This is a genomic window from Nonomuraea sp. NPDC048916 (genome assembly GCF_040649575.1).
GTDB lineage: Bacteria > Actinomycetota > Actinomycetes > Streptosporangiales > Streptosporangiaceae > Nonomuraea.
In genome coordinates, this window is record NZ_JBEZFS010000063.1 from 1 (window position 1) to 23,465 (window position 23,465).

Consider the following 23,465-nt stretch of genomic DNA (forward strand, 5'->3'; position numbering starts at 1 on the left):
GCTGCCGCCGTCATCTTGAAGGTCTCCAACGCCGCCAGCGAGGGCACCAACCGGGTCATCAAGCTCGTCGCCCGTATCGCCTTCGGCCTCCGCAATCCGGCCAACCAGCGTCGCCGCTCCCGCTACGCCACAACCCGTACGACCCGATGCCCAGCACGAAGCGTAACCAAACGGAGATCACGCTCAGCGATCAAGCGAGAACACAACCCCGCTCCACCGTGAAGACCCGGCATACTTCGGCGGCACGGACTCTAGCGACATTATGACCGTCCAACACCCGACAGGTTGTTTTACCAAGTTTGAGCGTAGCCTGGCTCAGCCCGCCTGTCCACGCCACTGCACAGACGCACACAAGGAGAAGGCCCGACAGACAGTCGACGGGAGGGACCGGGGGGACCCCTCGCCAGGGCGTGGACTCGACCGCCTGCCGGGCGAAGAGGCGCGACGAGGAAGAGGGAAGGCCGCCCGATCCCCTCCAGGTCGAGGGCTGTCACTGCCCCGTCGCGCCCGCCTGCTACTTGGCGATGTACTCCGCCAAGACGTTCGCCGCGCCTTCCACGTCATCGACTGGATGGCGCTTCTCCGCGTTCTGCCAGGAGTAGTAAGCGCCGCCGTAACCGACGAACACCCACACCGGCATGCTCGGCTCGGGCCGATGCACCATCAGCGCACTGTTGTTGTCCCGCAGCTCGGCGTTGACGCCCAGATCCACGAGCCGGTCACGCAGCCGAACCAGGGCGTCCGCCTCCTCTTGTGGCTCGCGGCCGGCCATGGCGGCAAGCATGATCGAATTCATTTCCCGCTCCCTTCGCCCTGGCCTTCGCCGAGGCAGTCGAGACACTTGCGCTCCTCAATCCGTTCCGCGTCCTCCCCGCCGCTGTCGATCAGGAGGGCGCGGCGCGAGGCTTTGAGCTTGTAACCGCGTCCCCGGCACGCAGGGCAGGGCCTTGTCTCGCAGTTCTCGTCTGGCCGGGTCACCGTCGCCATCTCCTCGCGAGTCGTTTCGGTACTCCCTATGGCGGAAGTCCGCTTGACGTACCGTGGTTGATTGATGGCAAGTCCACCGGCAAAGCAGAATGAGGGGACCCGCTGAAAGACCCCCCTCTTAACCCCTTTTCGATCTCCGCTCGGAAAGAAGGCCAGATATGCCCGAAGCGATACCAAATGGGCGACTTCGGAACTGGCGACAACAGGCCGGTTTGACCCGCGCCGAAATGGCCAAAATGGTCAACCTTACCAAGAGCGGAATTAAGTACGCCTTGGCCTGCGACGAGGAGCGCATACGCCGCTGGGAAGCAGGCGAGGTCACATGGCCCCGTGAGCCGTACCGGCTGGCACTTGCCGAGGTCACCCACCTCGACCCGGAAGACCTGGGCTTCACCCCCATCAAACGTGCACGTACACCCGAAAAGGCATGCACAACGGTCGATAGCATCATAAATGCACCACGCGCTGTAGATCTCGTCGGACGAAGAGAGGACGAGAAGGACGTGCGACGCCGTGAATTCGTCGGCCTGACGGGGGCCGCCCTCTTCAGCGCCGTACTCGCGCCACGGGAAACCACACGGACCGCGGACCTGGATATCGAGAAGATCGCCGCCACACTCGTTGACTACTCCACTCCGACAGGCGGCCCAATAGATCTCGAATCACTTACTCACGCCATCTCCGCCGCCAAGCGCAACTACCAGGCATGCCGGTACGCCCAGGTAACCGCCAAGCTGCCCGCCCTCCTACGCAAGCTCCGTGCCGCCTGCACATCCCTGCACGGCGACGACCGACTACGAGCCCACGCCCTGTCCGCCGAGGCGTACCACGTGACCGCCTCCATCCTGCTCAAGCAGGAAGACAAAGGCCTCGCCTGGCTCGCGGCAGACCGCAGCATCCAAGCCGCACACGCCAGCCAGAGCTCGCTCATGATCGGATCCAGCTCCCGCATCATCACCCACGCCCTCATGGACGGCAGCCACCATCTCGCCGCCACCGACACCGCACGCAGCGCAGCCGAACGCATGGACGCAGATCTCTCCGCGCCATCCCCCGACGACCTGTCGATCTATGGATCCCTGCTGCTACGCGGAGCCATCGCCGCCGCCAACATGGGCAACCGGCCCAACACCGCCGAACTCCTCGATGAAGCCGCCGAGGCCGGCGCCCGACTCGGCCACGACGCCAACCGCATGTGGACCGCGTTCGGCCCCAACAACGTCCTGTGCCACCGCGTCAACGTCGCCCTGCTCTTCGGCGACGCAGGCACCGCCATCGACTACGCCCGCCAAGTCGAACTGGACCAGCTCCCCATCAACGAACGCAAGGCCACACTGCTCCTCGACACTTCCCGCGCATTCCTCATGTGGAACCAGCACGACCAGGCGCTGCACATCCTGCGCGCGGCAGGCGAGATCGCACCCGAAGAGGTCACCAGCCGCCCCGCGGCCCACCGGCTCGCACGTGACATCCTGGCAACCGCCCCGATCAGCGTCCGCCGCGAGGCCCGCGAGTACGCGGCAACCCTGGGAGTCATCGCGTGACCCAACCCGGCAAGGTCCTCTACATCATCGTCTGCGCCGCAGGACCAGCCTCCGATGTCGGCCGCCTCGTCACCCTCGCCCAAGACGCCGGCTGGACCGTCCAGATCATCGCCACCCCGTCCGCACTCGACTTCATCGACGTTGCCGAACTGGAGAAACAGTCCGGCAACGTCGTCCGCAGCCAGTACCGCAAACCTCACGAACCCAAGTCTCCCCGCGCCGACGCCATCATCGTCGCCCCAGCCACCTACAACACCATTAACAAGTTCGCCCAAGGCATCGCCGACACCTACGCACTCGGCCTCCTGTCCGAAGCCCCAGGGCTCGACATCCCCGTCGTCATCCTGCCCTTCGTCAACACCGCGCTCGCCTCACGCATCCCCTTCCGGCACAGCATCGACCAGCTCCGGTCTGAAGGCGTACTCGTCCTGCTCGGCCCTGGCCAGTTCGAGCCACACCCGCCAAGCTCCGGCGTCGAACGCATCGACACCTACCCGTGGGCTACAGCGCTAGAGAACTTGCCGAATTGTTCTTATAGATGATCAAGGGCGGCGCTCCGCGCCGCCAGCGCGGCCCTGCGCTCGGCCGCACGCTGCGCGTGCGGCCTGGGGGCCGTTCTCGCGCACGGCCGTGCTCGGGTCGCGCAATTCTCATGTGATGAAGCTTGCGGTGTCTGCTTCTCGCGAGCGTCATTGGAGCGCATGGAACCGTTCTTCAGCAGAAGCTTGCATCCTTTGACCATAGCAGGCTGCGTTGATGTAAATTATGGACATGGACGACGAAGCCATAGACAGGCAGGCGGGTGAAGAGCATCGGCCATCCGTTGGGCCAGATTCAGCCGCCATTGACAGATATCGATGGCAATTCGACGCCTTCTTTGATTTGGTTGCACTGGAAGTCCATGCAACCCAACTGGATTCCACACGCCACAGAATGGCGGAGGCCATTTCGACAATTAATAAGCTTGGAGAGAATGATAGGAAAACGCTCATTAAATTGATAGACGAGCACACCGGTAGCAATCAAGACGAGTTGAATCCAAAGCAATTCACCCTCGACATTTTGCAAAAAATGGAGAATCAAAGACATGCGCTAAAACTAGCAAATAAGTTTGTTGAATCTTTTGCGTCGCATCGTAGACTTCCGATTCTGTTTGACTCGCTTCTGGTTGCCGCAGTGAGTGCTTTTGAGGTACAAATTGCCGGTTTGGCGCGAATCTATTTTAGTGGCCACCCTGAGGCCCTGGATGCGGGCAGCAGGGACGGGGCGGCCACCACCTTCACCTTGTATGACCTTAAGAAGCTAAGCAACATTCGAGACGCCATCGATTTAGCGATCGATCGCCGCGTCGAGAGCTTGCTCTTCGGTAGCTTGACCGATTGGCGACGCTTCTTCAAAGATCGCCTAAATATCGACATGGCCGACCTGTCGCCCAACTGGGAAATCGTCAGAGAAGTCTTTCAGCGACGCCATATCATTGTCCATAATGGCGGCCGAGTCTCTGGCCGTTACATAAATCAAGTAAAGGAATTCACAAAGGAAAAGCTACCTCGCGAAGGCGTCGAACTGCATTGCAGCCGCGACTACCTTACCCACGGGCTACAGGAATTGCTCGCCTTGGGCGTACTGCTCTCCTTCTCCGTTCTCGGAAAACTCCATCCGTCCGAGAAGGAATACCTTACAGATCGTCTCCAAACAATATCCTACGAGGCGCTGCTTGGAGATAGATGGGTGGCGGTGGCGAAAATGGCCTCCTATGGTGCTACGACCAGCACACTTGCCGAAAGTAGGATACTCTTTACTGTTAACGGATGGATAGCGAGATGGCGAATGGAAGGCAGGGAAAGTATAAGAAAAGAAGTCGAGGAATGGGACTTCTCTGCGTTGGCGCCTCGATACCAACTGGCGCAAGCCTGTCTTTTGGGAAATATCGACAGTGCCTTCGAAATTATGGCTCGACTGGTCGATTCAGGAGATATCGCTTTTGATGATCTGATCGAGTGGCCCTTGCTTCAAGAGCTGAGAGAGGACCCACGGTTCGGTTCGCTTACTCCCATAGCCCTCGGCAAAGGTGGAGGAGCGGATGGTAAGTCGTTCTTCAAGTCGCCCAAGTCGAAGGTTTTTCATTTAATGGGCTGCTCAAAGATCGGCCCTCACTCGGTAGCCATATCCGAATCAAGTGCAAAACATGAAGATCTAGCTCCGTGCAAGCGTTGCAATCCTTTGTTATAGTGCTGAACGCTTAATTTCTCGGCAGATTGAGCGGTCGACTTAAGTCGCTACTGCTGAGAACAGCATCTGTCAATGGGTGCCGTGTTCGAGCTGTTGAAGAGTAAGGTGCACAGCAAAGAATCGTGGGATCAGTAGGATCCGTGCTGTCGCTGTGGGTCGGTTCCCATCCTTTGGGTCGACGCGCGGATGATACTCGCACAATCAGCTAGCAGGAAGTATGCGTCAAGCAGCCTGAGGGCGATCGACGGAACGGATAACTTTCCTCAGTCCTGTCCCAGAGACTACTTCGGGCATGCCGTCCAACGGCAGGTCCAGTCGTGCACAGCACAGTTCGGAATATATGCAGAATGACATCGATAATTGTCCTACATCCGACGATCTTGTGTCAGTCCACCCCATCCGTTGTCACTAAAGTGCCTCTCCACTTCTAATCCGCTGATTATTCCCGATCAGCGAACGGCGTCGCAGATACTTCGCCCTACGATCGCCACGCTGTGGTTGATCGTTCAACGTGGCTGGGGGCGATCGGTGGGCCAGGACTTCGTACCTCAGCCCTGGCCCACCGAGCCAGTTCTAGTTGCAGCCCTAGTTGCAATACGAGGGCGTTCGAGGCCGTTTTAGGCGGACCGGCCGCGCACATTGGTCCAGGTGGGACTGATCTGGATGGGCAGGATCCGAGCTGCTAATGCGGTTTGGTTCCTGGCTGGAACCGCCACACCGATACCACCCTCACGATCGCCCACCTGTGGCCGGCCACCGTAGATAGCTGGGGGCGATCGACGGTCCGGGGCTTCGTTCCTCAGCCCCCGGCCCACCGGGCACCGATGGTTCCCTCTGGAGGCGGCGGTGCAACACGGGTTCCCCTCGTCGACCGATGTGCCCGTCGCGCGGACCGCAGGTACACGGTGATCGCCGGGCCATTAGCGGGCCATTAAGAGGGGTCAGCAGCGGTCACTCACGGGTACGCACGGAGAGTCGAACGTCCAGGTCAACGCTCGTCTCCCGCCATGATCGGTCGGTTTGCAAGCAGGATGTCAGCGGTTCGAATCCGCTAGGCTCCACCGCACCTCGAAGGCCACTTCCCATGATCGGGAGGTGGCCTTTTCGATCTTGTACAGCAGCAAAGTACAGCTACGAGTCCAGACGATCGCTCAGCCTCTTGAGGGCGTTACATGGACCTGAAGCTGACCCAGGTCGGTGGCCAGAAATTGATCTTCTAGGGGCCATCTGGTCCCGTGCGGATGACTTCTCTTCGGGTGCTCCGCGTGTCAGTTGCTCGGGTTGCTGAGCGCCTTCGCGATGGCATCCCGTGGTTTTCCGAGGTCTCGTCTCAAGGCGAAGACTCACCCCGGGGACGACTCCAGGACTGGGCCATTTCCCATAGCCAAGCTGGTCGTGTCGGCTGCCCTGGTGCAGCAATGCACCAGGGCTACCCGACCGCCCGCGCGCCTGCCCAACTTAGTTATGGCGAGAAAGTCGGACAAGTATTGGCGCAGACCAACACTACTGTCCTCTCTACTCCATGCCGCGAATCGTCGGATGTGCGGTAACCGTATGGAGGGGCATGCATGTGAATGTTCCTCGATCGCCTCTTTGAGAGAACCATGCAACGAGCGGAGGCCTCAACTCAAGGGAGCAAGATCAATAAGTATGAGCGAAGAAAACATTGCTGAATCCGCCAGAGCCGCATCCCGTAATGGCTGCGCCAGGGATCCGCGCGAGTCTAGGCCATCTAGCGAATCGAAAGAAATTGCTATGTGACCCCATTTGCGCGACTCCAGGCTATCATCCCCGCGCTCAGACCAGCCGAGCTGACGTAAGCGCTTGTATACGATTTTGCGAGATTCTTTATAGCTTGAAGATCCGACGTCCATCAGTAAGACTTCATCAAGTTGCGTGGAGCCTTCCCAGGTATAGTCCGACTGGACCTGAAGTATCACTCTGCCCACACTGCGGACTTCTTCGACGGCTGCAGGGTTCACCTTGAGCGGCTCGTAGGGCTGGAGGACGCCGCAGCCGGTGAGCGAGAGTAATGCGGATAGGGCGACGACCGCAAATTTGATTATTGTGGCCATGTACTTATAGTTGATGCTACTCACAAGTTCCTCCGGCATCCGGCACCTACCGTGCGAGCAGTGGGACATGTCAGGGTACCGAAGGTTTTCGCCATCGATCTAGATGCAGATTTCTGTGCGAGTTTATGAGCGCGGGCCTCGAAACTGCCAGGGCTCCTGTCCGCATGAAGGTGGTCAGGACCGTCACGATCGCTCACTTCGCCATTCGCCGACAGCGGCTGGGGCGATCGACGCCGCAGCCCTCCTTCGTCGGGCCCCGGCACCGGGTGACCGTTGCTGAGGTGACAGTAGCGCTGACAGCAACGTCCCCACACGCCGACGCATTCGCGCCACCGTCCACAGCCCCCGGCCACGATCCCGATCAGCCGAGCAGGGTGATTGCTCCGCCTGGCTCGAAAATCGGTGAGTTCGTGGGCAGGCGGCAGCGAACCTCGGCCTGTGATCTGGGGTGAGGTCTGTGTGGTGGGCTTTGGTCAGGCGGTTGGTTGCAGGGTGACGGTCTTGCCGGTGAGGCGTTCGAGCTGGCGGATGAGGTGGCGTTCGCGGCGCTGGGTGGCGATGCGGGACTGGTAGAAGTCGGGGCCGAGGTCGTGGTAGCGGGCGTCGGGGTCGGACAGCAGGTGCCAGACGATCGTCAGCACGGAGTTGCCGAGGGCGACGATGGCCCGTTTTCGCCCGCGGCGTTTGGACAGCCGCCGGTAGCGTTCGCCCAGAAAGGTGTTGGAGCGGGAGGTGACGGCGACGATCTCGGCGAGGGTGGCGGCGAGCCAGGGGTTGCCCTTGCCGGTGGAGCCGCCTTTCTTCTTGCCGGCGGAGTTGTTGTCGATGGGTGCGAATTTGGCCCAGGAGGCTAGGTGGCCGGCGGTGGGGAAGCGGCTCATGTCGATGCCGATCTCGGCGATGAGTTCCTGGGCGGCGATGGCGCCGACGCCGATGATCTCATCGAGCTGGGCGGCCGCGGCCGCATAGGGTGCGATCTTGTCTTCGATCCGGCGGGAGACGGTCTCGATCCGGGCGGACAGGTCGTCGATGCGGTCGGTCATCAGCTGGCAGAGGAAGCCGTGCTCGTCGGTGAAGTGCCCGGTGAGCGCCTCCTGCAGGATCGGAATCTTGGAGCGCATCGGGCCGCGTGCCATCTGGGCGAGCGTTTTGGGGTCGCGCTGTCCGTCGATCAGGGCTTCGCAGCATCTCGCGGCCGGAGACGCCGAACACGTCGCTGATCACGGCCGACAGCTTGATCTGCGCATCCTCCAGCAGTTTCTCCACGCGCTGCTTTTCGCGGGTGCGTTCGCGGACCAGGCTGCGCCGGTAGCGGGTCAGGTCGCGTAGGTGGCGGATCGGCTGGGGATGGACCAGGCTGGGTCGGCACATGCCGCGTTCGACGACCTTGGCCAGCCAGACCGCGTCCAGCTTGTCGGTCTTGGGGCGGCCGGGCACGTTCTTAACGTGCTTGGCGTTCAGCAGCCAGCAGGTGAAGCCCTCGGCCTCCAGCAGGTAGTAGACCGGCTTCCAGTAGTCCGACGTTGCCTCCATCGCCACCAAGGTGACGCTCTGGCAGCGTAACCAGTCGGCCAGCGCGAGCAGGGACGCGGTCAGCGTGCTGAACTCGCGCACCTCCTGACGGCGCCGCCCGGGCTTGTCCTCGCTGGGCACGCGGAGGCACACCACCAGGCCGCTCTTGCCGATGTCGATCGCGGCGACCCGCTCCACGAACTCCACCGGCTCATGGGTCTCCTGCACCTATGTCCCTCGTCTCCTCGTGGCGATCATGGGTGGTTGCCCGGGGAGCCGGTAGGGGAGATCAAGAGCCGGGCTCTCGTGCTCGAAGCGACAATCCAGGGCCCCTATGGGTGGCTCCCGGCGTCAGACTGAAAACCGGCCTCGACCAGGCACCAGGCGGACTCGACGTCGGCGGGCGACCACCTGCGATTTTCCCGCCCGCAGGGCGTGCGCGCAGCCACATCAAAGACTGAAAAGTGCGGCCGTCGCGTTGGCGCGCTGTCGGTAGGAGTCATCACGTACCGTCATGTACGCGGCACTCTGAGGATCTTCCTGTTCCCTGTGTCATCGGTCGTTCTGGCTCTTTCGGAAATCCGTTAGCGTGCCGGCGAAAGTGCTGTAGGCGGCGAGACGTTCTTGCCACAGGCGTTCTTCTCGAGCGGACTGGCGTGCCTGCCGTGCGCTCCGTACCTGGAAGACATACGTTGCGGTGGCTCCCAGCAGTGTTCCTATGATTGCTACGAGACTCGTTATCACGCTTTCCACCCGGTTAGTGGACAAGGGCGGCGCTCCGCGCCGCCACGCGGCCCGCACACGCCCGCACGCTGCGCGTGCGGCCTGGGGGCCGTTCTCGCGCGCGACGCGTGCGGGCCGCTATGCCTGGCTATCGGTCTCATCCTGAATCTCATGCGGATAGTGCCCGTAGTGTCGCTGACGCCAGCGCTCGAAGTAGTCCAGGCCCATAAAGCACAATCCACTGCCTACGGCGATGCCAAGGCAAGCAAGCAAGGCAGACAGCGTGAAGGGCACATCCAGAAGCAACAGCAGGATGCCGAAGAGGACGCCGTAGATGGGGCCAACGATCAGCGCACCGAGCACAGGGTGGCTAGCAGCGAACCGGCGTCCGATATTCGGCCTGGCGCTGCCGCCGAAGAACGCATCTATTCGCCAGAACCAGTTCGCAAGGAGTCTCCACAGGCGCACGGACAAACCCTTCATGCCTCCGGCGGGGGCCTTCGGGCTCCGGGATGATCGCCGTGCCATGCGCCAGGGCCGTAGATGGCTAAGGTGGAAGCCTGATCATCCCGCCCGCCGTCGACCCGGGACAAGCCGAGCGGGCCAGGGCCACGGATACCAGATCGTTCGTCCGGTAGGGCGCTCCATCTGGTACCCGTGGCCCTGGCCGCTTCCCTGCGGGCGGGACGACGGCCGACGGGATGATCAGTCCAGGCACGCGTGCGCAGGTGTGCAACACCATGCCATCCTGCGGCCATGCTCACCGTGCGCGCGCTTCGTGACTACTTCGAAGGACTTCCCAACGAGACCCCCGTTGTGATCGATGTCCACGACGGCGACAACTGGTCGCTTCGCGTCGAAAGCGTCGAGGTCACGACCGCACAAGACGTGACCGAGGGTGGCGATCCACACGAGGGCATCGAAGTCGAGATTTTCTGGGAACCCAGCCAGCACGGCTGGACCATGAACGGCCCCTCCAAGACGCTCTTCACCTTGGATGACTTGGCCGAACTGATCTCCGAGCGCGACGCGCTCCGCCAGGAACTAAACGATCTTCGATCCAGCTCAGGACGCTGACCGTCGTGCCATTAGCGTGCCATTAAGGGCGGTCAGCAGCGGTCAACCACGGTCACTCGCGGACAGTCCTCAGCGCAGATCGAGGCCCTTGCGCCTGAAGATCAGGCCGTTTTGCACGCAGGATGTCAGCGGTTCGAATCCGCTAGGCTCCACCTCGAAAAACGCCCCGCTACCGATCACGGTGCGGGGCGTTCGGGCCATTAACGGGCCATTAGCCTGCGGGGGCCGTTCTTAAGCTGCCGTCGTCATCTCGCTTCTCACGCTTGGTTTGCTCTGCCTTCACTCTCGCGCTGAGCGCATCGGCGATCCTGTGGTCGGCGTCGCGGGTGGCGTGCTGGTAGATCAGGGCTGCCCGGTCGCTGTCGTGTCCCATGCGCGCCTTGAGGTCGGCCAGGCTCGCGCCGGACTGCGCCGCCAGCGTGTTGCCCGTGTGTCGGAGATTGTGGAAGTGCAAGCCCTGGATTCCCATCTCCTTGAGCGCGTCCGCCCACCGGGCCTCACGCCGGAAGTTGCCACCCCGCAGGAAGCCGCCACGCTTGCCCAGGAAGAGGAAGGCGTCGTCGGCCACGTCGACGAACTCGGCGAGGTGATCGGCCAGCGCCGCAACGATGGCCGAAGGGATGCTCACGGTTCGCCGGGCAGCCCGCGACTTGAGTGGGCCGAGGCGCATCTCACCGTCGTCCAGTTCGAGGAGCTGTTCCCGGACGTGGACCGTCCGTCCTTCCAGGTCGATGCCGGTACGACGGAGCGCGATGGCTTCGCCCCAGCGCAGGCTGGCGAAGGTGCTGTGGGCAGCCCACCGCTCCTGCCAGAGCCGCTCTTCTCGCGCGGACCGGAAGACGCTACGCTGATCACGATGAATACCTCCTACAGCAGAATGGGGGCCCCGTTCACGCAAGGTGAGTGCTGATGCCGCACTCAACCCCGAACGTGGATTCCCGCCTAACCCTCTGGCTGCGCGTGCGTGAGTTCGCCGTGCCGCCCCCCATGATCGAGTCAGCGACCGCCCGCCGTACTACCGGAGACTGGGCAGCAGCGTGCGCAGCGGCACACGTAGACGTCGATCTCAACCTGCGCCACATAGCGCGCCTCCACGGCCAGGAACTGGCCACCCACCTCCGAAGCGACCTCCGCCACCTGGCGCCTGACCTGCTGCGCTGGCACATGCCAAGGATCGCCCCCAACGGCCTGATACGTCCGGGCCTGACCCTCTCGCTGGCCCGGTACCACGAGAGGGACAACACGGTCCACCTTGTGGCCAGGACCCCGCCGGCCTGGGCGGACGCCGGTCAGCGGATCAGCCTGGCGCTCTGGGACGGTTCCCGGTCCGGACCGCATCCGCACCCCCATCCGAATCGACGCTTCCGCCTCGACCTGCATCGCCACTTGTGGGATGCGCGCAGGGCCGGTGAGCTGCGTACACGTTCCGAAACGGCGCCGCACGCACGGGGCTGGGCCGTCGATCGGTGGCCGGCCGAGGCCCGGTTGCTGCTCTGTGCCGAGGGGCAGGACGGGGGTACGGTCGCCGTCCGGGTCGGCGGGCGGCGTCAGGTGATCCTCGATGTTGACGCGTCCCGGGTCAGCAACGAAGGACCCGCGCCGCCGCCGATCTTGCCTGATGCGGCGACCTGGGTGCTGCCCGACCTGGCGTTGCTGCGTGCCGGGCTGATCGAGGCCGACAGGCTGCACCCGCTCGTTGCAGCGGCACTTTTACCCGGCCATTCGCCGGACGCCAAGCCACACGACCACCAGAGCGAGAACGGGCCGCGAATGGTCGAGTGCCGCGGCGCCCAGCACAGGATCGCGCTCGTGAACGGCGTGCTGGTCGCCCTGGATCACGACGCGACCGAGATCCGGCGCGAGAAACTGCTGGCCGAGTTGACCGGCACCCCGTTGCCCTGTTTGCAGCTAATCGAGGAGGCCCACCGCTCCCCGGAGTGCCTCCTCGACGTCCGCACGCGGCTGGAGCACGGCGACGCCGCCGGTGCTCAGGCCACCGTCAACGGTCTCCTCGGACCTGGTGCGCGGCTGCCCGAGGGCGCGCTGCGCGACGTGCTGGAGAAGGCCGCGCGGCGGCGGATCGACCACGGGCTGTTCCGTGCCGGGCTCGGGTCGGGGCCGGGACCGGCCGAGCGACTGGACCGCCGCTCCCGTAAGGGCCGGGCACGCCCGCGCCACGCCACATTCCGCTGACGCTTTCCTAGACCTCCAAGGTGATTCATCATGCTTTCGTCTGTTCACGCCTCGCGCCTTGAAGTCGCCGGCGATCTGCTGTCCCTGCTCCGCGACACCACCACGGAGTCACGTACCGACACGCAGTTGGAGGCCCTGACCCTGGCCGTGGCGGCCGACCTGCCCGTCCTGCTGTGGGGGGAGCCGGGGATCGGCAAGACCGCGGCGCTGCAGCAACTCGCCGAGGCGCTCAACCTGCCGCTCACGACGGTAATCGCCAGCGTGCACGAGCCGTCCGACTTCTCCGGCCTGCCGGTGATCGGTGACGACCCCGCCGTGCAGGGCGTCCCGATGGCGCCGCCGGATTGGGCCGTACGTCTGGCTCGCGCGGGCCGGGGGCTGCTCTTCCTGGACGAGCTGTCCACGGCACCGCCCGCCGTACAGGCCGCCCTGCTCCGCCTGGTTCTGGAACGGCGGGTCGGGGCCCTGCGGCTCCCGGCAGGTGTCCGGATCGTGGCGGCCGCCAACCCGCGTTCCTCTGCCGCTGACGGCTGGGAGCTGAGCCCGCCGCTCGCGAACCGGTTCGTCCACCTGCAATGGCGTCACGATCACGATGTCGTCGTACGCGGCCTCGGCGGGACCTGGCCGCGCGCGAGCCTGCCGTGGCTCGACCCGGAGCAGCTGTCCGAGGCGGTGACGTTCGCCCGGCGTGCGGTATGCGGTCTCCTCACCGCCCGCCCCGATCTCGTGCACCGGCTGCCGACCAACGAGGCGCACCGGGGTGGCCCGTGGCCCTCCCCTCGCAGCTGGGAGATGGCGTTGTGCCTGACCGCCTTCGCCACCGCGGCCGACGCGTCCAAGGACGTGCTGTCCATGCTGGTCAGGGGCGCGGTTGGAGACGGGCCTGGGCTGGAGCTGCTTGCCGCCATGGATCGCATGGACCTCCCCGACCCCGAGGCGCTGCTGGCCGACCCGGCGACGGCCGAGCTGCCCCAGCGGGGTGACCTGCGCCAGGCCGTACTTGACGGCGTGGTCGCGGCTGTGCGGAAGCGGCCGGAGAAGGGCCGGTGGGAAGCGGCATGGGCGCTGCTGGTGCGAGCGCTGGAAACCGGCGCGCCGGACCTGGTGGTCGTGCCCGCCTCCACGCTCGCCGCGCTGCGCCGCGCGGACTGGAAGGTCCCGGCCTCGATCGAGAGGCTCGCCGGGGTGGTCTCCTTGAGCAGGAAGGCGGATGAGGTCGCGGCGCGGGTGGTGGGCTGATGGACCTTGAGAAGCTCTTCACCGCCCGGTTGTACGCCGCGCGGGCCCGACCCTATCTGGCGACAGCGCTGTTCGCGCTGCACCCGGTGGAGTCGCGGTTCGTGCCCACGATGGCCGTGGATCGGCACTGGCGGTGTTACATCTCACCGGCGTTCGTCGCGCGGACCCCCGTTGAGGAGCTGGCGAGCGTGTGGGTGCACGAGGTCTCCCACCTGCTGCGCGACCATCACGGCCGCAGCGACCGGGTCGCCCAGCAGCGGGAGCTGACGGGACGGGGAGAGCGGCTGCGGATGAACATCGCCGCTGACTTCGAGATCAACGACGACGTGTACGGTGACGGGCTGGCCTGGCCTGGTGGCGCCGTCCAACCGAAGATGCTGGGGCTGCACGAAGGCGAGCTCATGGAGGACTATCTGCGCCAGTTCCGGCTCGGGCCGTACACGCAGGATCTGGTCTGGCTGGACTGCGGCAGCGGCGCCGACGGACTCGAGCGGGAGTGGGATCTCGGGCCGGAGGGTGCGAACGGGCTCAGCGACCACGAGCGGGAGGCGGTCCGGTTCCGGGTGGCGCAGGGCATCAAGGCCCATCCGGGGAATGTGCCGAAGGGATGGCGGCGGTGGGCAGAGGAGGCCTTCCACCCGCCGCAGCCGTGGCGGGAACTGCTCGGCACAGCCATCCGCTCGGCGGTGTCAGGACCCGGCGTGGGCGAGGACTACACCTACGGCAGGCCGCCGCGGCGCTCGGCCGGCCTGCCCGGCGTCATCCTGCCGAGCCTGCGGCGCAGGCCGCCGCGGATCAGCGTGGTCATCGACACCTCCGCGTCGGTCAGCGACGCCGAACTGGGGAGCGCGTTGCTGGAGGTCGCCGCGATCGTCCGCGTCGTGGGCGGCCGGCGCGACCTGGTCAGCGTTCTGTCCTGCGACGCGGCGGCCCGGGTAGCGCAACCGCTGTGCCGGGCCGAGGGGATGACGCTGGTGGGCGGCGGCGGCACGGACCTGCGTGCGGGCATCGCCAAGGCGCTGCGGGCGAGCCCGCGGCCGGACGTCATCGTGGTCCTGACCGACGGACAGACCCCGTGGCCGCAGGAACGGCCGGCGTCCCGCATGGTGGTGGGGCTGTTTTCCCGGACCAAGCGGTCGTACGAGAGCGATCCCGACTACGTGCCGGACGCGCCGCCCTCATGGGCACGGGTGGTCGACATCGGCTAGGCAAGTCGGCCTTGGCGGTCCTACGCTCCGGTGCCACCGAGCTACGCGGGCAGGAGTGCCGAACTTGCTAACGCGAGTGCAAACAACGCTCCTGGATGGCCAGGGACGGCCATGGAATCCCGGGGCGGTACCGGGTTGGCCATAAACAGGCCGAAAGCGTTCGTGTGGACGCGCATGGACGACCTAAGCCTAGCTACGGATCAGATGCAAACCCACGCCTCCGGCGAGGCACTTCGGCTCCGGGATGATCGGCGTGTCGGTTGTCTGAGCCGTAGGTGGCTGAGGTGGAAGCCTGATTATCCCGCCCACCATCGACCCTGGCCCGCTTCCCCTTCGGGCGGGACGACGGCGGACGGGATGATCAGGCGGACATGGTGTGCGCGTCGCGAGAGAAACACCAGGTCGGGGCTGATCGCCGGCCATTAAGAAGCCATCTCAGCTGGCAAGGAGGGCCGAATCGATTGCACTGACTGCCCGCCACGGATGAACCGGATCAGGTGATTCACCGTTGGCAGCGGGGGCCTCGTGAGTGTCAGCGCGGCCTGCGCCAGTAAGCGAGCTGTCCGCTCGTGCTCTTGATCACGCATGGTGTCGACTCGTCCTGAGGCCAGATCTGCAGGAGATAGCGGTCGATGACCTTGTCGGAGGTGTCCACCTCCGCGGCCTCGTCCATGTTCTGGGCGTGATAGCGCAGTCGGTACCAGCCCGGTCCCGCGGGCAGCGTGGGGAGTTCATGGACGTCCCCGCCGCCCCACTCGTACAGGGACAGCTGTCCGGCCTCGGATTTGAAGCTGATCTCCACGATGTCCTCGTACTCGTCAGTGTCTGCCCCTGGGTCGTGGTCGGCCACAGTCGCCGAGAAGCCGACCGCTCCAGTGTGCAGGCCCGTGATCAGGAAGGCGCCGCCGTCATCCACCCGTATGATCCCGACGGGATGCACAGGATGATCGGCGGGTATTCCGTCCGGCCCCATGGCGTCGTCGGTGTCGTCGACGAGGTACGCCTGCCGATAGTGAACGCCGAGATCGAACGACACAGTGCGAGGATCGGTCATGGCTGGCAAGCCTACGATCATGAACTGACATTTCCAGCCGTACAGGGTCGTGCAATATGTGTGCAATGATCTTGATCGCTAGAGGCGAACGGCAAGTGTCCGCCGCAGCTCGAAGCCGGCACCTCAGAGCAGGTGAAGCGTTGCTCGGGAGTCACCGTGACTTCCCTCGATTCACCAGCCTGACGGGCACCCAGTCGAACTGCCGACGGTTTTACAGCCCGTGACCGTTGCGACCCTCACATAGCCGCCCGTCATGCCCTGTATCGCCGGGGCGGGAGCCGTGGATAATGCCCACCGTGACCCCCCAAGGCGGATGGCCGGTATCAAGCGCCCTGCTCGTGCTGGCGATCACATGGCTCGCTACCTCGCTGGACCTGTTCAACTTCTTGAATACGGACACCGGCTACCTCTACTTGCATGAGGTGATCGGCATGCCGACATCGCTGATGGGGTTGCTATGGCTGGGCACCCCTCCGACCGGCTTCGTGCTCGCCCTGCTCTGCGGGAGAAAGGTCGCCATCCTGTTCGGCTTGGCCGTGGCGGTGGTAGGCATCCGGATAATATCGACGATGGCGTTACTTTTTTGGCCTTAACAGGACGGGGCTGGCACCAGCGTTCGCCTCCTTCTGGCGCCCGAAGCCGGCCATGGCGGCCAGCATGTTCGAGATGGAGTTGCAAGCCTCTGATCACGGTCTGGATGTCCTGGTAAGGAAGCGATCAGCGAGCCGCGAGGGTCAGTTCGGGTTGCGGTACCAAGCCGTTCAGAGCCGTTCAAGATGGACCGCCCACGCCCTCTGACCTGCATTGAACGATCCGGAACGGCCTGAACTGGATCTTTAATCCGCATGTTGATCGTTGTCGTCGATTGGCAGCGCACTGCACGCGCTTTCAAGCTCTTCAATCGCGATCATGTCTCGTACGGCGTCGGCCATCGAGACGAAGCCAGGCTTGCGGATGATGACCAGGTCCGAGCACCAGAAGTAACGGCCGTTGAGGCATTCGCCCGTACCCTGCCAACGATCCATGATCCCGGAGATGGCCCCGAGGGTCATGAAGGTGGCCTAACGCCGAATGCCGTCAGGAAGCGTGATGGTCGCGTCGTCCTGATCGGCGGTCTCGGGATCATGCCCTTCCCAGCAAGGGATCAGCATCTCGAAGCCAGGGTCACTGATGGACAGGACGGCCACGATGCGCACGAAGTTCGCGTGGGACCGAAGTACGAGCTGAGCCTTTACGCAAGGATGGCGAAACTTTGCGTGTGAGCGTCCACATCGCCGCACTCACGTTTGAGCCAGTCCAGGGGGACGTAGACCAGGTCGTGGCGGCGTGCGGGATCCCAGGCCCGTCGTCGAACACGGTGGATCAGATCATCAAGTGACATGTACGACAGGATGACAGCGCAGGTCTGGTTGATGACGATACTTGAGCTTCTTCCTGATCCATTGGAGACGGCCAGTGAGCGAAAGCATCCCCGAGCGTGACTACAGAGTGGGCGACATCCTGCGGGTGACGTGTCCTCCTACCACTGCACAGGTCGCGCAGGTTTCGAAGTTCTATGCCTTCGTCGACTGGCCGTGGGGCGGGATCGATCCGGACTCGCAGTACCGATGGAACGGTCAGGTGGCGTTCCCCGCGGAACCGGGCTCGTACGAGTGGTCGTACCTGCTGTTCCGTACCGATCCCGAGCCTTGGCATCTGGCGCTGGGTGACAGCTGTCTCGTCGGCATCCCGGAGACCCTTGTACGCGTTGTCGAGGTGATCCACCACGACCCACCTGCGGACGTCGGCAGGTTACCCAGGCCACACACGTGGGTCATCGTGCTTCTAGCCGATCAACCAGACGAGATCTACGAGAGAGACGAGGAGGAGGGTGGCGGAGGGAGCGTCATCGAACTCGACTCGTTCACTCCCATCAGGTTGGACATAGTGTCCCGGGGATGAATCCAGGGTCTTTCTGGGAGCCACCTTGGGAGCCACCCGGGTGGACGATCATGAACTGAGGTGAACGTGCCCGAACAGCCGCCATGGCGGTGAAGTTGACCTCAAGGCTCATGGCCTCGGCGAACTGGACGACCAGGTGCTCGTCGCCGCCCCAGGGGTGTTCGTGTTGTTGAGGGTAATCAGAGTCGCCACTACGCGGCGGTGGCGTCGTCGTGGGCCTTCGCGAAGCCATCCTTGACAGAACCCGCCTGACAGTCCCGGAGGGGGCAGTCTAGCGGGGGCAGGGGAGGAGTGACAGGGAAGCGCATCGCCGCACGAGAGCGCTTGGATCTTCCTCTGGCAGTACGGAAATGCCAAGCTGGTGCTCGTGGAGCAACATGGAGATCGCAGATCATTACGGGCCCAAATTCGCGAGGCCAATGCTAAAGGGATGGACCGGCAGGGCGCGTGGGTGAACTGGTCCGGGCTGTTCATGGGACTTCTAATCGTCCTCCCCCGAGTGGCCGAGATCTTGACCGGCAACCCGGACGGTTTCATCACCGCCAACTGGGGTCCGGCAGCTCACTGGATAGAGCAGATCCTCTACATACTCACCGGATGCTTCATGGTGGCGACCTTCGGGGAAGCGCTGGTGTACAGGTACCGCCGCCGTCCGCAACCATCGTCGGGTGAAGAGTAGCGGGGCGGGGTAACACTTCAGAGCTCTATCCCCAGGTGTGCGATGGGGCTCGTACTGCAACGCGTACTGCAACAGAGGCACACGACGCCTTACACCGGCAGCCGTCCACCTCAGGTCTGGACGATCAGGCAGCGCGCCGACCTTGGCCCAGACAGTCCTGATACGGAAGAGGTCTGTCCCGGACGCCGTGCCCGTCGCGCGCCCGATGGGGCGGGAAAAGAGAGGGAACAACGGGGAGTCATGGGGAACGCGATCAGTGCTGTGAGCTGCGTCTTCGCTGGTCGTTCAAGATCGGCATGCGTCTTTGCAAGCAGGATGTCAGCGGTTCGAATCCGCTAGGCTCCACTCCACGTCGAAGGCCACTTCCCATGATCAGGAAGTGGCCTTTTCGATCTCGTACAGCTGCAAAGCACAGCTACAGCGTCAACCGTTCTCCACCTCTGGCTTGGACGTGGTTGATAGTGACGGGCCCCTGAGAACGAGGGATTACTCGAAGAGATGGCGGTGGGCCCGGCTCCAGGCTGGCTTTAGCCGGTCACGCTAGTGACCAAGATTGCCGCACTGTCTGACGCGAGCACCGGGCCAGAGCCCGAGATGGCGTCCCGGTGGCGGTCCGGTGTCGTGTGGGGCATCTTGCGCTGAGCGTGGCGGCATGATCAAGCATCGCCCGGGGGTAGGTCGTCGCAACGCAGGTCAACGAGGCGCCGTTGGCATTACTAATTAGCGCCGTTCGAGCGTGAGCAGCGGCTCAGAAAACACAGGCGCTGGTGCGCCGGGATCTGCGGCAACAGCCTGCTCCAGGCGGCGGAAGCCGGCCTCGAGCTCGTCGGGACTGAGGTGAGCGAAGAACGAAAGGGTGCGCAGGCGCAGCCGTTCGAGCATGTCACCGCGGGTGCCGGAGGACGGCTCGGTAACCGTGCCGAAGCTGGCAACGCGCCAGCCGGCCGACGTGAACATCGCGATGACCTCGTGCAGCGGCTGAAACAGCGAGGCGTCCAGCTCAAAGCCGCGGGGGAAGTGTTCCAGCCACCACGGCCTGGGATGGTGGTCGCTGAAATTCGCACGCAGTAGCAGCCGCCCGGCGGGCCTGAGCACCCTGGCCAGCTCCCGGGCCGCCCGCGGTTTGTCCTGGACGTGGTGCCAGGACAAGAACATGAGAGCGTAGTCGGCGCTGCCGGACGGCACTGGCATGTCCTCGGCTGAGCCTGCCAGATACCGCACACCGGGATGCAGGGACTGCGCCTGCGCTATCTCGCGCATGCGGACCGACGGCTCGACGCCAGTGACCGGCCCGAACGCTCGCGCCAGCGCGGGGGTGAACCTGCCGGTCCCTGAGCCGACGTCCAGCCCCGTCAGCGGACGCCGCTCGGGCAGCACCGCTCCGAAGGCACTGACCCATGCCTGCAGCTGCTGCTCGGTAAGCGCACGGCCACGCGCGTAGTCCTGGTACTGCTCCGTGTCGTAGTCGATCCGCCTCATCGCAGCTCCCACGTCGCGTCAGCCGGGCCACGGTAACCGTCGGCCCCGATATATCGACTTGATACATCGGCACGATATGCAGTGTCGTGTCATGCCGCAAGTCGGGCATGGCGGTCGGGCGTGCCCGCACCGCGGTGACCAGCCAGGTCTAGGCGCGCTACGGGAACCGGAAGATTGTGCGCAGGTCTTCCGGGTGGCGTGGACGTGCACCTTGCACGCGCCGGCCTTGTCGCAGGCGCCTGCGAGGCTGCGCCGGAAGCTCGACGGCTCCACCGGCCGCCCCCGCCAGTACGGCAGATCCGCTTGACGCGTCAGCGCAGGGCGGTTACACGACAACTATGACAACCGTCCTCGCGCGTTTCCGCGGCGCGCTTACCAATCTGGATCTCGGCGTCGTGCTCCTCGTCGCCGCCGCCGTGAGCGTGCTCGACCTGCTGGAGGTGCTCAAGGACGGCCAGTCCGACAAGCTCATCCTGCCGGTGCTTGCCCTGCTCGCGTTCGTGTGGATCAGGGACCGCAACAGGCAGGGGCGCATGGCCGACCAGGTCGCCACCCTGGCGCGGACTACCGACGGCATGTGGCGGGTGATGGCCAGCGGTGACTCGGTGAAGTCGCTCAGCGGGACGGCCATCACCCGCGTCTTGGCCGAGGCTCGGGCGGGTAGCGACATGTGGCTGTTCAAAGGCGGCACCGGCACCTACATCAGGGCCGTCACCCTGCCCGAGTGCATCGAGCGGGTTAAGCGCACCCGCAGCAGGTTGCGCTTCCTGCTGGAGTTGCTCGACCCCACCGACGAGGCGCTGTGCACCTCCTACACCGAGCTGCACCGCAACCTGTCCCCCGACGGCTCGGACGAGAAGGGGTGGACCTCGCTCGGGACGCGAAAGGACGTGTACGCCACGATCCTGTCCGCCTGCTGGTACCGCCAGCGCAACAGCCAGTTGCTGGATCTCAAGATCGGCCTGTCGAACACGATCTCACTGTTCCGCTGTGACCTCACCTCGCACAACCTGGTGATCACCCAGCGCGGCCCTGAGTTCCCTGGCCTGGCGATCCCGCGTACCAGCCCGCACTACAACCCCTGGTACGTCGAGTTGGAGAACAGCCTGAACCAGACCCGGCTGCTGCCGGTCCACGAGGCGACGCCGTTGAGCGCCGCCCCCAGCGTGGCCGAGACCCGAGATCTGTTCGCGGCGCTGGGCATCCCGCTCACCGACGAATTCACCGACACCGACGTGGCCGACATCGCCCGCGGCGCGCTCAATCGCATCGACCCGTACCAGGGCCGGGTGCAGGTGCCCGTCCCGAGGACCGCGTCCATCAACTGAGGGCGACCAGCGGCTCCTCGCGCAGGTCAGAGCCGAGAGCGACGCCATCCTCATCGGTGCCACCACCATGCGCCGTGACAACCCTCGGCTCCTGGTCAACTCCGAAGCCGGCGAGCCCGGCGGACCGCCCAGGGCCTTCCCCCGTACCCGCTCAAAGTGATGGTGACCTCCAGCGGAGATCTCGACCCAGACCTGAAGTTCTGGCACCACGGCGGCGAGAAGATCGTCTACTGCCCCGACTCGGCCGCCGCCAAGCTCCGCGAGTCGCTTCGCGGCCTGGCCGACGTGGTCGCCCTCGGCCCAACCACGGACCTCGGACGCATGCTGGACGATCTCGGCCGGCGTAGCATCCGACGTCATCATTACCCGATGCCAGCTCAGGACAAGGCCCTGAGGCGGGCGGTCTGCTCCTCTTGGACCCTGCGGGCACAACGTAGGAAATCGAGGATGATGGCCAGTTCGTCCGGCCCGTACTCCTGCAGCGCCTGGGCGCCCGCCTGGCCGACCGGGAAGAAGATCTCAGCCTCGGCCGAGTGAGCGGCGTCGGTCGCGGCGACCAGGACGCGGCGGCGGTTACCCGGATCGGGGGAACGAGACACCATGCCTGCGCGTTCCAGCCGGTCGATGACCGTGGTGGTGGCCGCTGGGCTGAGCTTCAGCGCGAGGCTGAGCTGGCCCGCGGGTACCGGGCCGTCGGCCAGCACCACGTCGAGGCAGCGCAGGTCGGTGCGGTTAAGGCCGAGCCGGGCGGCGGCCGCCTCGTCGAAGGCGTCGAAGCTCTGCTGCAGCTGTCGGAGCTCCATGGCGATCTCTCCAACGGCATGTTTCGACATTCGAATCTTTCTAGTATCGTATATTTCGTTATTCGAAACGAGCATATCATGTGCGGAGGCACCCCCATGCGCTCAACCACTGGAAGCACTCCCAGCACGCGAACCGGCGACACCGCTCAGATCGAAAGGCTCTTCGCCGACTTCCTGGCGGCCTGGACGGCGGGTGACGCCCAGGCGCTCGGCGCGCTGTTCACCGACGACTCGGACTACGTCTCCTACGACGGCACCATCGCCCGCGGCCGCCGGACCCACCAGCACAACCACGACAAGCTCTTCCGTGGCGTCCTGGCCGGCTCGGCGCTGGTCGGTGACCTGGAGTCGGTCCGCTACCTCACGCCGGACGTGGCGATCGTGCACGGCACGGCCTCCGTCCTGATGCCGTGGCGATCCACGCTCCCTAAGCGGCGGCTGTCGCGGCAGACCATCGTCGTGGTGCGGACGGAAGCCGGCTGGAAGATCGGCGCCATTCATAACGGCCGTGTCCGCCCCATCACCGTTCCCGAGCCTGACGCGTTTCCCTCCAAGATGTCCCAACTGATGGCGCGAATGGCTCACCGACTCGGCATCGGCCGACGCTGACCCCGCGCATCCGACGGGCCGCAGGGTTTGCACCCGCCCTCTCGGATGGATCGGCCTGTTATGCGATCCAGGGCCAAGCCGGCATGCTCGCCCCCCGTCGGGGCGACTACGAGCGCGTGCTGGAGTGCTCCATGAAGACGCACCTGGACCCATCCGTAGTGGTCCTCCCACTCGTCATCTTCGTCTGCGTGATTGACTCGCAGCAGAGGTTCGCGATCTTCGTTGAAGAGCCCGAACACCTTGGCCGGCCGTGGCAATCTGGCACTCGTCTTGCGATCAGCGATTCGTCGAACCGGCTCCACAGCGGCGCGGGCGCTGGGCCGGTTCGCCGACAATCCGGCCGGTAAGCCATCTCGCCGTTTCCGGCGTTGACAGATAGATCGACGGCTGCCCGAAGCGTCGCTATGTGGTCCGTCAAGTATCAGCCAGGAAAGCCTTCCAGGCGCGTCGCCTCGCTGAGGGAGATGCCGTATCGATGTCGGGTGCGCAGCAGGCGGCCGACGCCATAAAAGGCGCTTGCAAATCTTGGTCAACTGTTCAGAACACAGATGCTCCCCGAACATTCGCTAAGCCCCACGCGTGTTTCCCTATTGTCGGCGATGCCGACAGGTCATTCGTTACCGACAGGACAAATGGTATCCATTCAGGCTCGTTGTTGATCGTGTCTGGTTTGGGGTAGACGCGCCGGTTTCGCAGTGATTGTGGATGTTGTCAGGCAAGGATCGTAGTTTGAGCTCGTGTCCGACCCCCGGGACCCCAGCCGTGAGGAACTGCTGGCTGCC

Annotated in this window: 24 protein-coding genes; 15 read left to right on the top strand and 9 right to left on the bottom strand. The window is 64.4% G+C overall.

From position 1 onward, the window contains the following. Window positions 1-222 (top strand): transposase (locus tag AB0C16_RS38005; protein ID WP_357690630.1); only part of this gene is annotated, 222 nt, incomplete at its 5' end. Window positions 223-514: 292 nt separating this feature from the next. Here the strand turns inward: AB0C16_RS38005 and AB0C16_RS38010 are convergent. Continuing rightward, a complete protein-coding gene (locus AB0C16_RS38010; RefSeq protein ID WP_357690632.1) occupies window positions 515-796 on the bottom strand; it encodes a hypothetical protein in 282 nt (93 codons plus the stop codon). A gap of 349 nt (window positions 797-1,145) precedes the next feature. Between AB0C16_RS38010 and AB0C16_RS38015 the strand changes: the two genes are divergently transcribed. The 3 genes from AB0C16_RS38015 to AB0C16_RS38025 all read left to right on the top strand — a co-directional run bounded on the left by AB0C16_RS38015 (window position 1,146) and on the right by AB0C16_RS38025 (window position 4,763). Continuing rightward, window positions 1,146-2,531: a helix-turn-helix domain-containing protein gene (locus AB0C16_RS38015; protein ID WP_357690634.1), complete on the top strand. Its 1,386-nt coding sequence runs from the start codon at window positions 1,146-1,148 to the stop codon at window positions 2,529-2,531. Further along, window positions 2,528-3,073 carry a flavoprotein gene (locus AB0C16_RS38020; RefSeq protein ID WP_357690636.1) on the top strand — a complete coding sequence of 182 codons (546 nt, stop codon included), beginning with the start codon at window positions 2,528-2,530 and terminating at the stop codon, window positions 3,071-3,073. The genes AB0C16_RS38015 and AB0C16_RS38020 overlap by 4 nt, the downstream gene beginning before the upstream one ends. A 229-nt stretch (window positions 3,074-3,302) precedes the next feature. Continuing rightward, window positions 3,303-4,763, top strand: a complete 1,461-nt coding sequence (locus AB0C16_RS38025; protein ID WP_357690638.1) for a hypothetical protein — start codon at window positions 3,303-3,305, stop codon at window positions 4,761-4,763. A gap of 1,622 nt (window positions 4,764-6,385) precedes the next feature. Here AB0C16_RS38025 and AB0C16_RS38030 read toward each other — a convergent pair. The 4 genes from AB0C16_RS38030 to AB0C16_RS38045 form a co-directional block, all read right to left on the bottom strand. Continuing rightward, the gene (locus AB0C16_RS38030) at window positions 6,386-6,862 is read right to left on the bottom strand and encodes a hypothetical protein (protein WP_357690640.1); all 477 of its coding nucleotides are present in this window, start codon (window positions 6,860-6,862) and stop codon (window positions 6,386-6,388) included. A 449-nt stretch (window positions 6,863-7,311) separates the two neighbouring features. Next, window positions 7,312-7,881, bottom strand: a complete 570-nt coding sequence (locus tag AB0C16_RS38035; protein WP_357690641.1) for a transposase — start codon at window positions 7,879-7,881, stop codon at window positions 7,312-7,314. Continuing rightward, window positions 7,778-8,578, bottom strand: a complete 801-nt coding sequence (locus AB0C16_RS38040; protein ID WP_357690643.1) for an IS110 family transposase — start codon at window positions 8,576-8,578, stop codon at window positions 7,778-7,780. Before AB0C16_RS38040 ends, AB0C16_RS38035 begins: the two co-directional genes overlap by 104 nt. A 633-nt stretch (window positions 8,579-9,211) precedes the next feature. Next, entirely contained in the window at window positions 9,212-9,556 is a 345-nt protein-coding gene (locus tag AB0C16_RS38045) for a hypothetical protein (protein ID WP_357690645.1), read from the bottom strand. 273 nt (window positions 9,557-9,829) lie between these two features. Between AB0C16_RS38045 and AB0C16_RS38050 the strand changes: the two genes are divergently transcribed. Further along, window positions 9,830-10,150 carry a hypothetical protein gene (locus AB0C16_RS38050; protein WP_357690647.1) on the top strand — a complete coding sequence of 107 codons (321 nt, stop codon included), beginning with the start codon at window positions 9,830-9,832 and terminating at the stop codon, window positions 10,148-10,150. 211 nt (window positions 10,151-10,361) lie between these two features. On the opposite strand, the gene AB0C16_RS38055 is transcribed toward AB0C16_RS38050, so the two are convergent. Then, the gene (locus tag AB0C16_RS38055) at window positions 10,362-11,048 is read right to left on the bottom strand and encodes a site-specific integrase (RefSeq protein ID WP_357690649.1); all 687 of its coding nucleotides are present in this window, start codon (window positions 11,046-11,048) and stop codon (window positions 10,362-10,364) included. 11 nt (window positions 11,049-11,059) lie between these two features. Between AB0C16_RS38055 and AB0C16_RS38060 the strand changes: the two genes are divergently transcribed. Genes AB0C16_RS38060 through AB0C16_RS38070 form a run of 3 tightly spaced genes read left to right on the top strand, consistent with a single transcriptional unit; the run spans window position 11,060 to window position 14,790 of the window. After that, window positions 11,060-12,343, top strand: coding sequence for a hypothetical protein (locus AB0C16_RS38060; protein ID WP_357690651.1), 1,284 nt, complete (start codon window positions 11,060-11,062; stop codon window positions 12,341-12,343). Window positions 12,344-12,373: 30 nt separating this feature from the next. Then, window positions 12,374-13,582 carry a MoxR family ATPase gene (locus tag AB0C16_RS38065; protein ID WP_357690653.1) on the top strand — a complete coding sequence of 403 codons (1,209 nt, stop codon included), beginning with the start codon at window positions 12,374-12,376 and terminating at the stop codon, window positions 13,580-13,582. Next, on the top strand, window positions 13,582-14,790 hold the full coding sequence (locus AB0C16_RS38070; protein ID WP_357690655.1) for a VWA-like domain-containing protein: 1,209 nt from the start codon (window positions 13,582-13,584) through the stop codon (window positions 14,788-14,790). Before AB0C16_RS38065 ends, AB0C16_RS38070 begins: the two co-directional genes overlap by 1 nt. A gap of 532 nt (window positions 14,791-15,322) precedes the next feature. On the opposite strand, the gene AB0C16_RS38075 is transcribed toward AB0C16_RS38070, so the two are convergent. Further along, window positions 15,323-15,844, bottom strand: a complete 522-nt coding sequence (locus AB0C16_RS38075) for a hypothetical protein (RefSeq protein ID WP_357690657.1) — start codon at window positions 15,842-15,844, stop codon at window positions 15,323-15,325. Between the two features lie 296 nt (window positions 15,845-16,140). On the opposite strand from AB0C16_RS38075, the gene AB0C16_RS38080 reads away from it, so the two are divergent. From AB0C16_RS38080 to AB0C16_RS38095, 4 genes are all read left to right on the top strand, one after another. Beyond that, window positions 16,141-16,437, top strand: a complete 297-nt coding sequence (locus AB0C16_RS38080; RefSeq protein WP_357690659.1) for a hypothetical protein — start codon at window positions 16,141-16,143, stop codon at window positions 16,435-16,437. A 252-nt stretch (window positions 16,438-16,689) separates the two neighbouring features. Beyond that, window positions 16,690-17,106, top strand: a complete 417-nt coding sequence (locus tag AB0C16_RS38085) for a hypothetical protein (protein WP_357690661.1) — start codon at window positions 16,690-16,692, stop codon at window positions 17,104-17,106. Window positions 17,107-17,299: 193 nt separating this feature from the next. Continuing rightward, complete coding sequence (locus AB0C16_RS38090; RefSeq protein ID WP_357690663.1) at window positions 17,300-17,785, top strand: hypothetical protein; 486 nt, start codon at window positions 17,300-17,302, stop codon at window positions 17,783-17,785. 430 nt (window positions 17,786-18,215) lie between these two features. Next, window positions 18,216-18,464: a hypothetical protein gene (locus AB0C16_RS38095; protein ID WP_357690665.1), complete on the top strand. Its 249-nt coding sequence runs from the start codon at window positions 18,216-18,218 to the stop codon at window positions 18,462-18,464. A 720-nt stretch (window positions 18,465-19,184) separates the two neighbouring features. Here the strand turns inward: AB0C16_RS38095 and AB0C16_RS38100 are convergent. After that, complete coding sequence (locus AB0C16_RS38100; RefSeq protein WP_357690667.1) at window positions 19,185-19,943, bottom strand: class I SAM-dependent methyltransferase; 759 nt, start codon at window positions 19,941-19,943, stop codon at window positions 19,185-19,187. Window positions 19,944-20,281: 338 nt separating this feature from the next. On the opposite strand from AB0C16_RS38100, the gene AB0C16_RS38105 reads away from it, so the two are divergent. Together AB0C16_RS38105 and AB0C16_RS38110 are read left to right on the top strand one after the other, a co-directional pair. Continuing rightward, window positions 20,282-21,271, top strand: a complete 990-nt coding sequence (locus AB0C16_RS38105) for a hypothetical protein (RefSeq protein WP_357690669.1) — start codon at window positions 20,282-20,284, stop codon at window positions 21,269-21,271. A 46-nt stretch (window positions 21,272-21,317) separates the two neighbouring features. Beyond that, window positions 21,318-21,431 (top strand): hypothetical protein, encoded by a 114-nt coding sequence (locus AB0C16_RS38110; protein ID WP_357690674.1) that lies wholly within the window; start codon window positions 21,318-21,320, stop codon window positions 21,429-21,431. A gap of 217 nt (window positions 21,432-21,648) precedes the next feature. Here AB0C16_RS38110 and AB0C16_RS38115 read toward each other — a convergent pair whose 3' ends face one another. Further along, window positions 21,649-22,074, bottom strand: coding sequence for a MarR family transcriptional regulator (locus AB0C16_RS38115; RefSeq protein WP_357690671.1), 426 nt, complete (start codon window positions 22,072-22,074; stop codon window positions 21,649-21,651). A 96-nt stretch (window positions 22,075-22,170) separates the two neighbouring features. Here AB0C16_RS38115 and AB0C16_RS38120 point away from each other — a divergent pair, with 96 nt between their 5' ends. Further along, on the top strand, window positions 22,171-22,683 hold the full coding sequence (locus AB0C16_RS38120) for an SgcJ/EcaC family oxidoreductase (protein WP_357690672.1): 513 nt from the start codon (window positions 22,171-22,173) through the stop codon (window positions 22,681-22,683). Window positions 22,684-23,465: the final 782 nt, after the last annotated feature.

What these genes read in the sequence shown, in the direction of transcription:
- AB0C16_RS38010 (WP_357690632.1), bottom strand. Translation starts at nt 796, where the DNA reads ATGAATTCGATCATGCTTGCCGCCATGGCCGGCCGCGAGCCACAAGAG.
- AB0C16_RS38015 (WP_357690634.1), top strand. Translation starts at nt 1,146, where the DNA reads ATGCCCGAAGCGATACCAAATGGGCGACTTCGGAACTGGCGACAACAG.
- AB0C16_RS38025 (WP_357690638.1), top strand. Translation starts at nt 3,303, where the DNA reads ATGGACGACGAAGCCATAGACAGGCAGGCGGGTGAAGAGCATCGGCCA.
- AB0C16_RS38035 (WP_357690641.1), bottom strand. Translation starts at nt 7,881, where the DNA reads ATGACCGACCGCATCGACGACCTGTCCGCCCGGATCGAGACCGTCTCC.
- AB0C16_RS38045 (WP_357690645.1), bottom strand. Translation starts at nt 9,556, where the DNA reads ATGAAGGGTTTGTCCGTGCGCCTGTGGAGACTCCTTGCGAACTGGTTC.
- AB0C16_RS38050 (WP_357690647.1), top strand. Translation starts at nt 9,830, where the DNA reads ATGCTCACCGTGCGCGCGCTTCGTGACTACTTCGAAGGACTTCCCAAC.
- AB0C16_RS38060 (WP_357690651.1), top strand. Translation starts at nt 11,060, where the DNA reads ATGCCGCACTCAACCCCGAACGTGGATTCCCGCCTAACCCTCTGGCTG.
- AB0C16_RS38065 (WP_357690653.1), top strand. Translation starts at nt 12,374, where the DNA reads ATGCTTTCGTCTGTTCACGCCTCGCGCCTTGAAGTCGCCGGCGATCTG.
- AB0C16_RS38070 (WP_357690655.1), top strand. Translation starts at nt 13,582, where the DNA reads ATGGACCTTGAGAAGCTCTTCACCGCCCGGTTGTACGCCGCGCGGGCC.
- AB0C16_RS38075 (WP_357690657.1), bottom strand. Translation starts at nt 15,844, where the DNA reads ATGACCGATCCTCGCACTGTGTCGTTCGATCTCGGCGTTCACTATCGG.
- AB0C16_RS38085 (WP_357690661.1), top strand. Translation starts at nt 16,690, where the DNA reads ATGTTGATCGTTGTCGTCGATTGGCAGCGCACTGCACGCGCTTTCAAG.
- AB0C16_RS38095 (WP_357690665.1), top strand. Translation starts at nt 18,216, where the DNA reads ATGGACCGGCAGGGCGCGTGGGTGAACTGGTCCGGGCTGTTCATGGGA.
- AB0C16_RS38100 (WP_357690667.1), bottom strand. Translation starts at nt 19,943, where the DNA reads ATGAGGCGGATCGACTACGACACGGAGCAGTACCAGGACTACGCGCGT.
- AB0C16_RS38105 (WP_357690669.1), top strand. Translation starts at nt 20,282, where the DNA reads ATGACAACCGTCCTCGCGCGTTTCCGCGGCGCGCTTACCAATCTGGAT.
- AB0C16_RS38115 (WP_357690671.1), bottom strand. Translation starts at nt 22,074, where the DNA reads ATGGAGCTCCGACAGCTGCAGCAGAGCTTCGACGCCTTCGACGAGGCG.
- AB0C16_RS38120 (WP_357690672.1), top strand. Translation starts at nt 22,171, where the DNA reads ATGCGCTCAACCACTGGAAGCACTCCCAGCACGCGAACCGGCGACACC.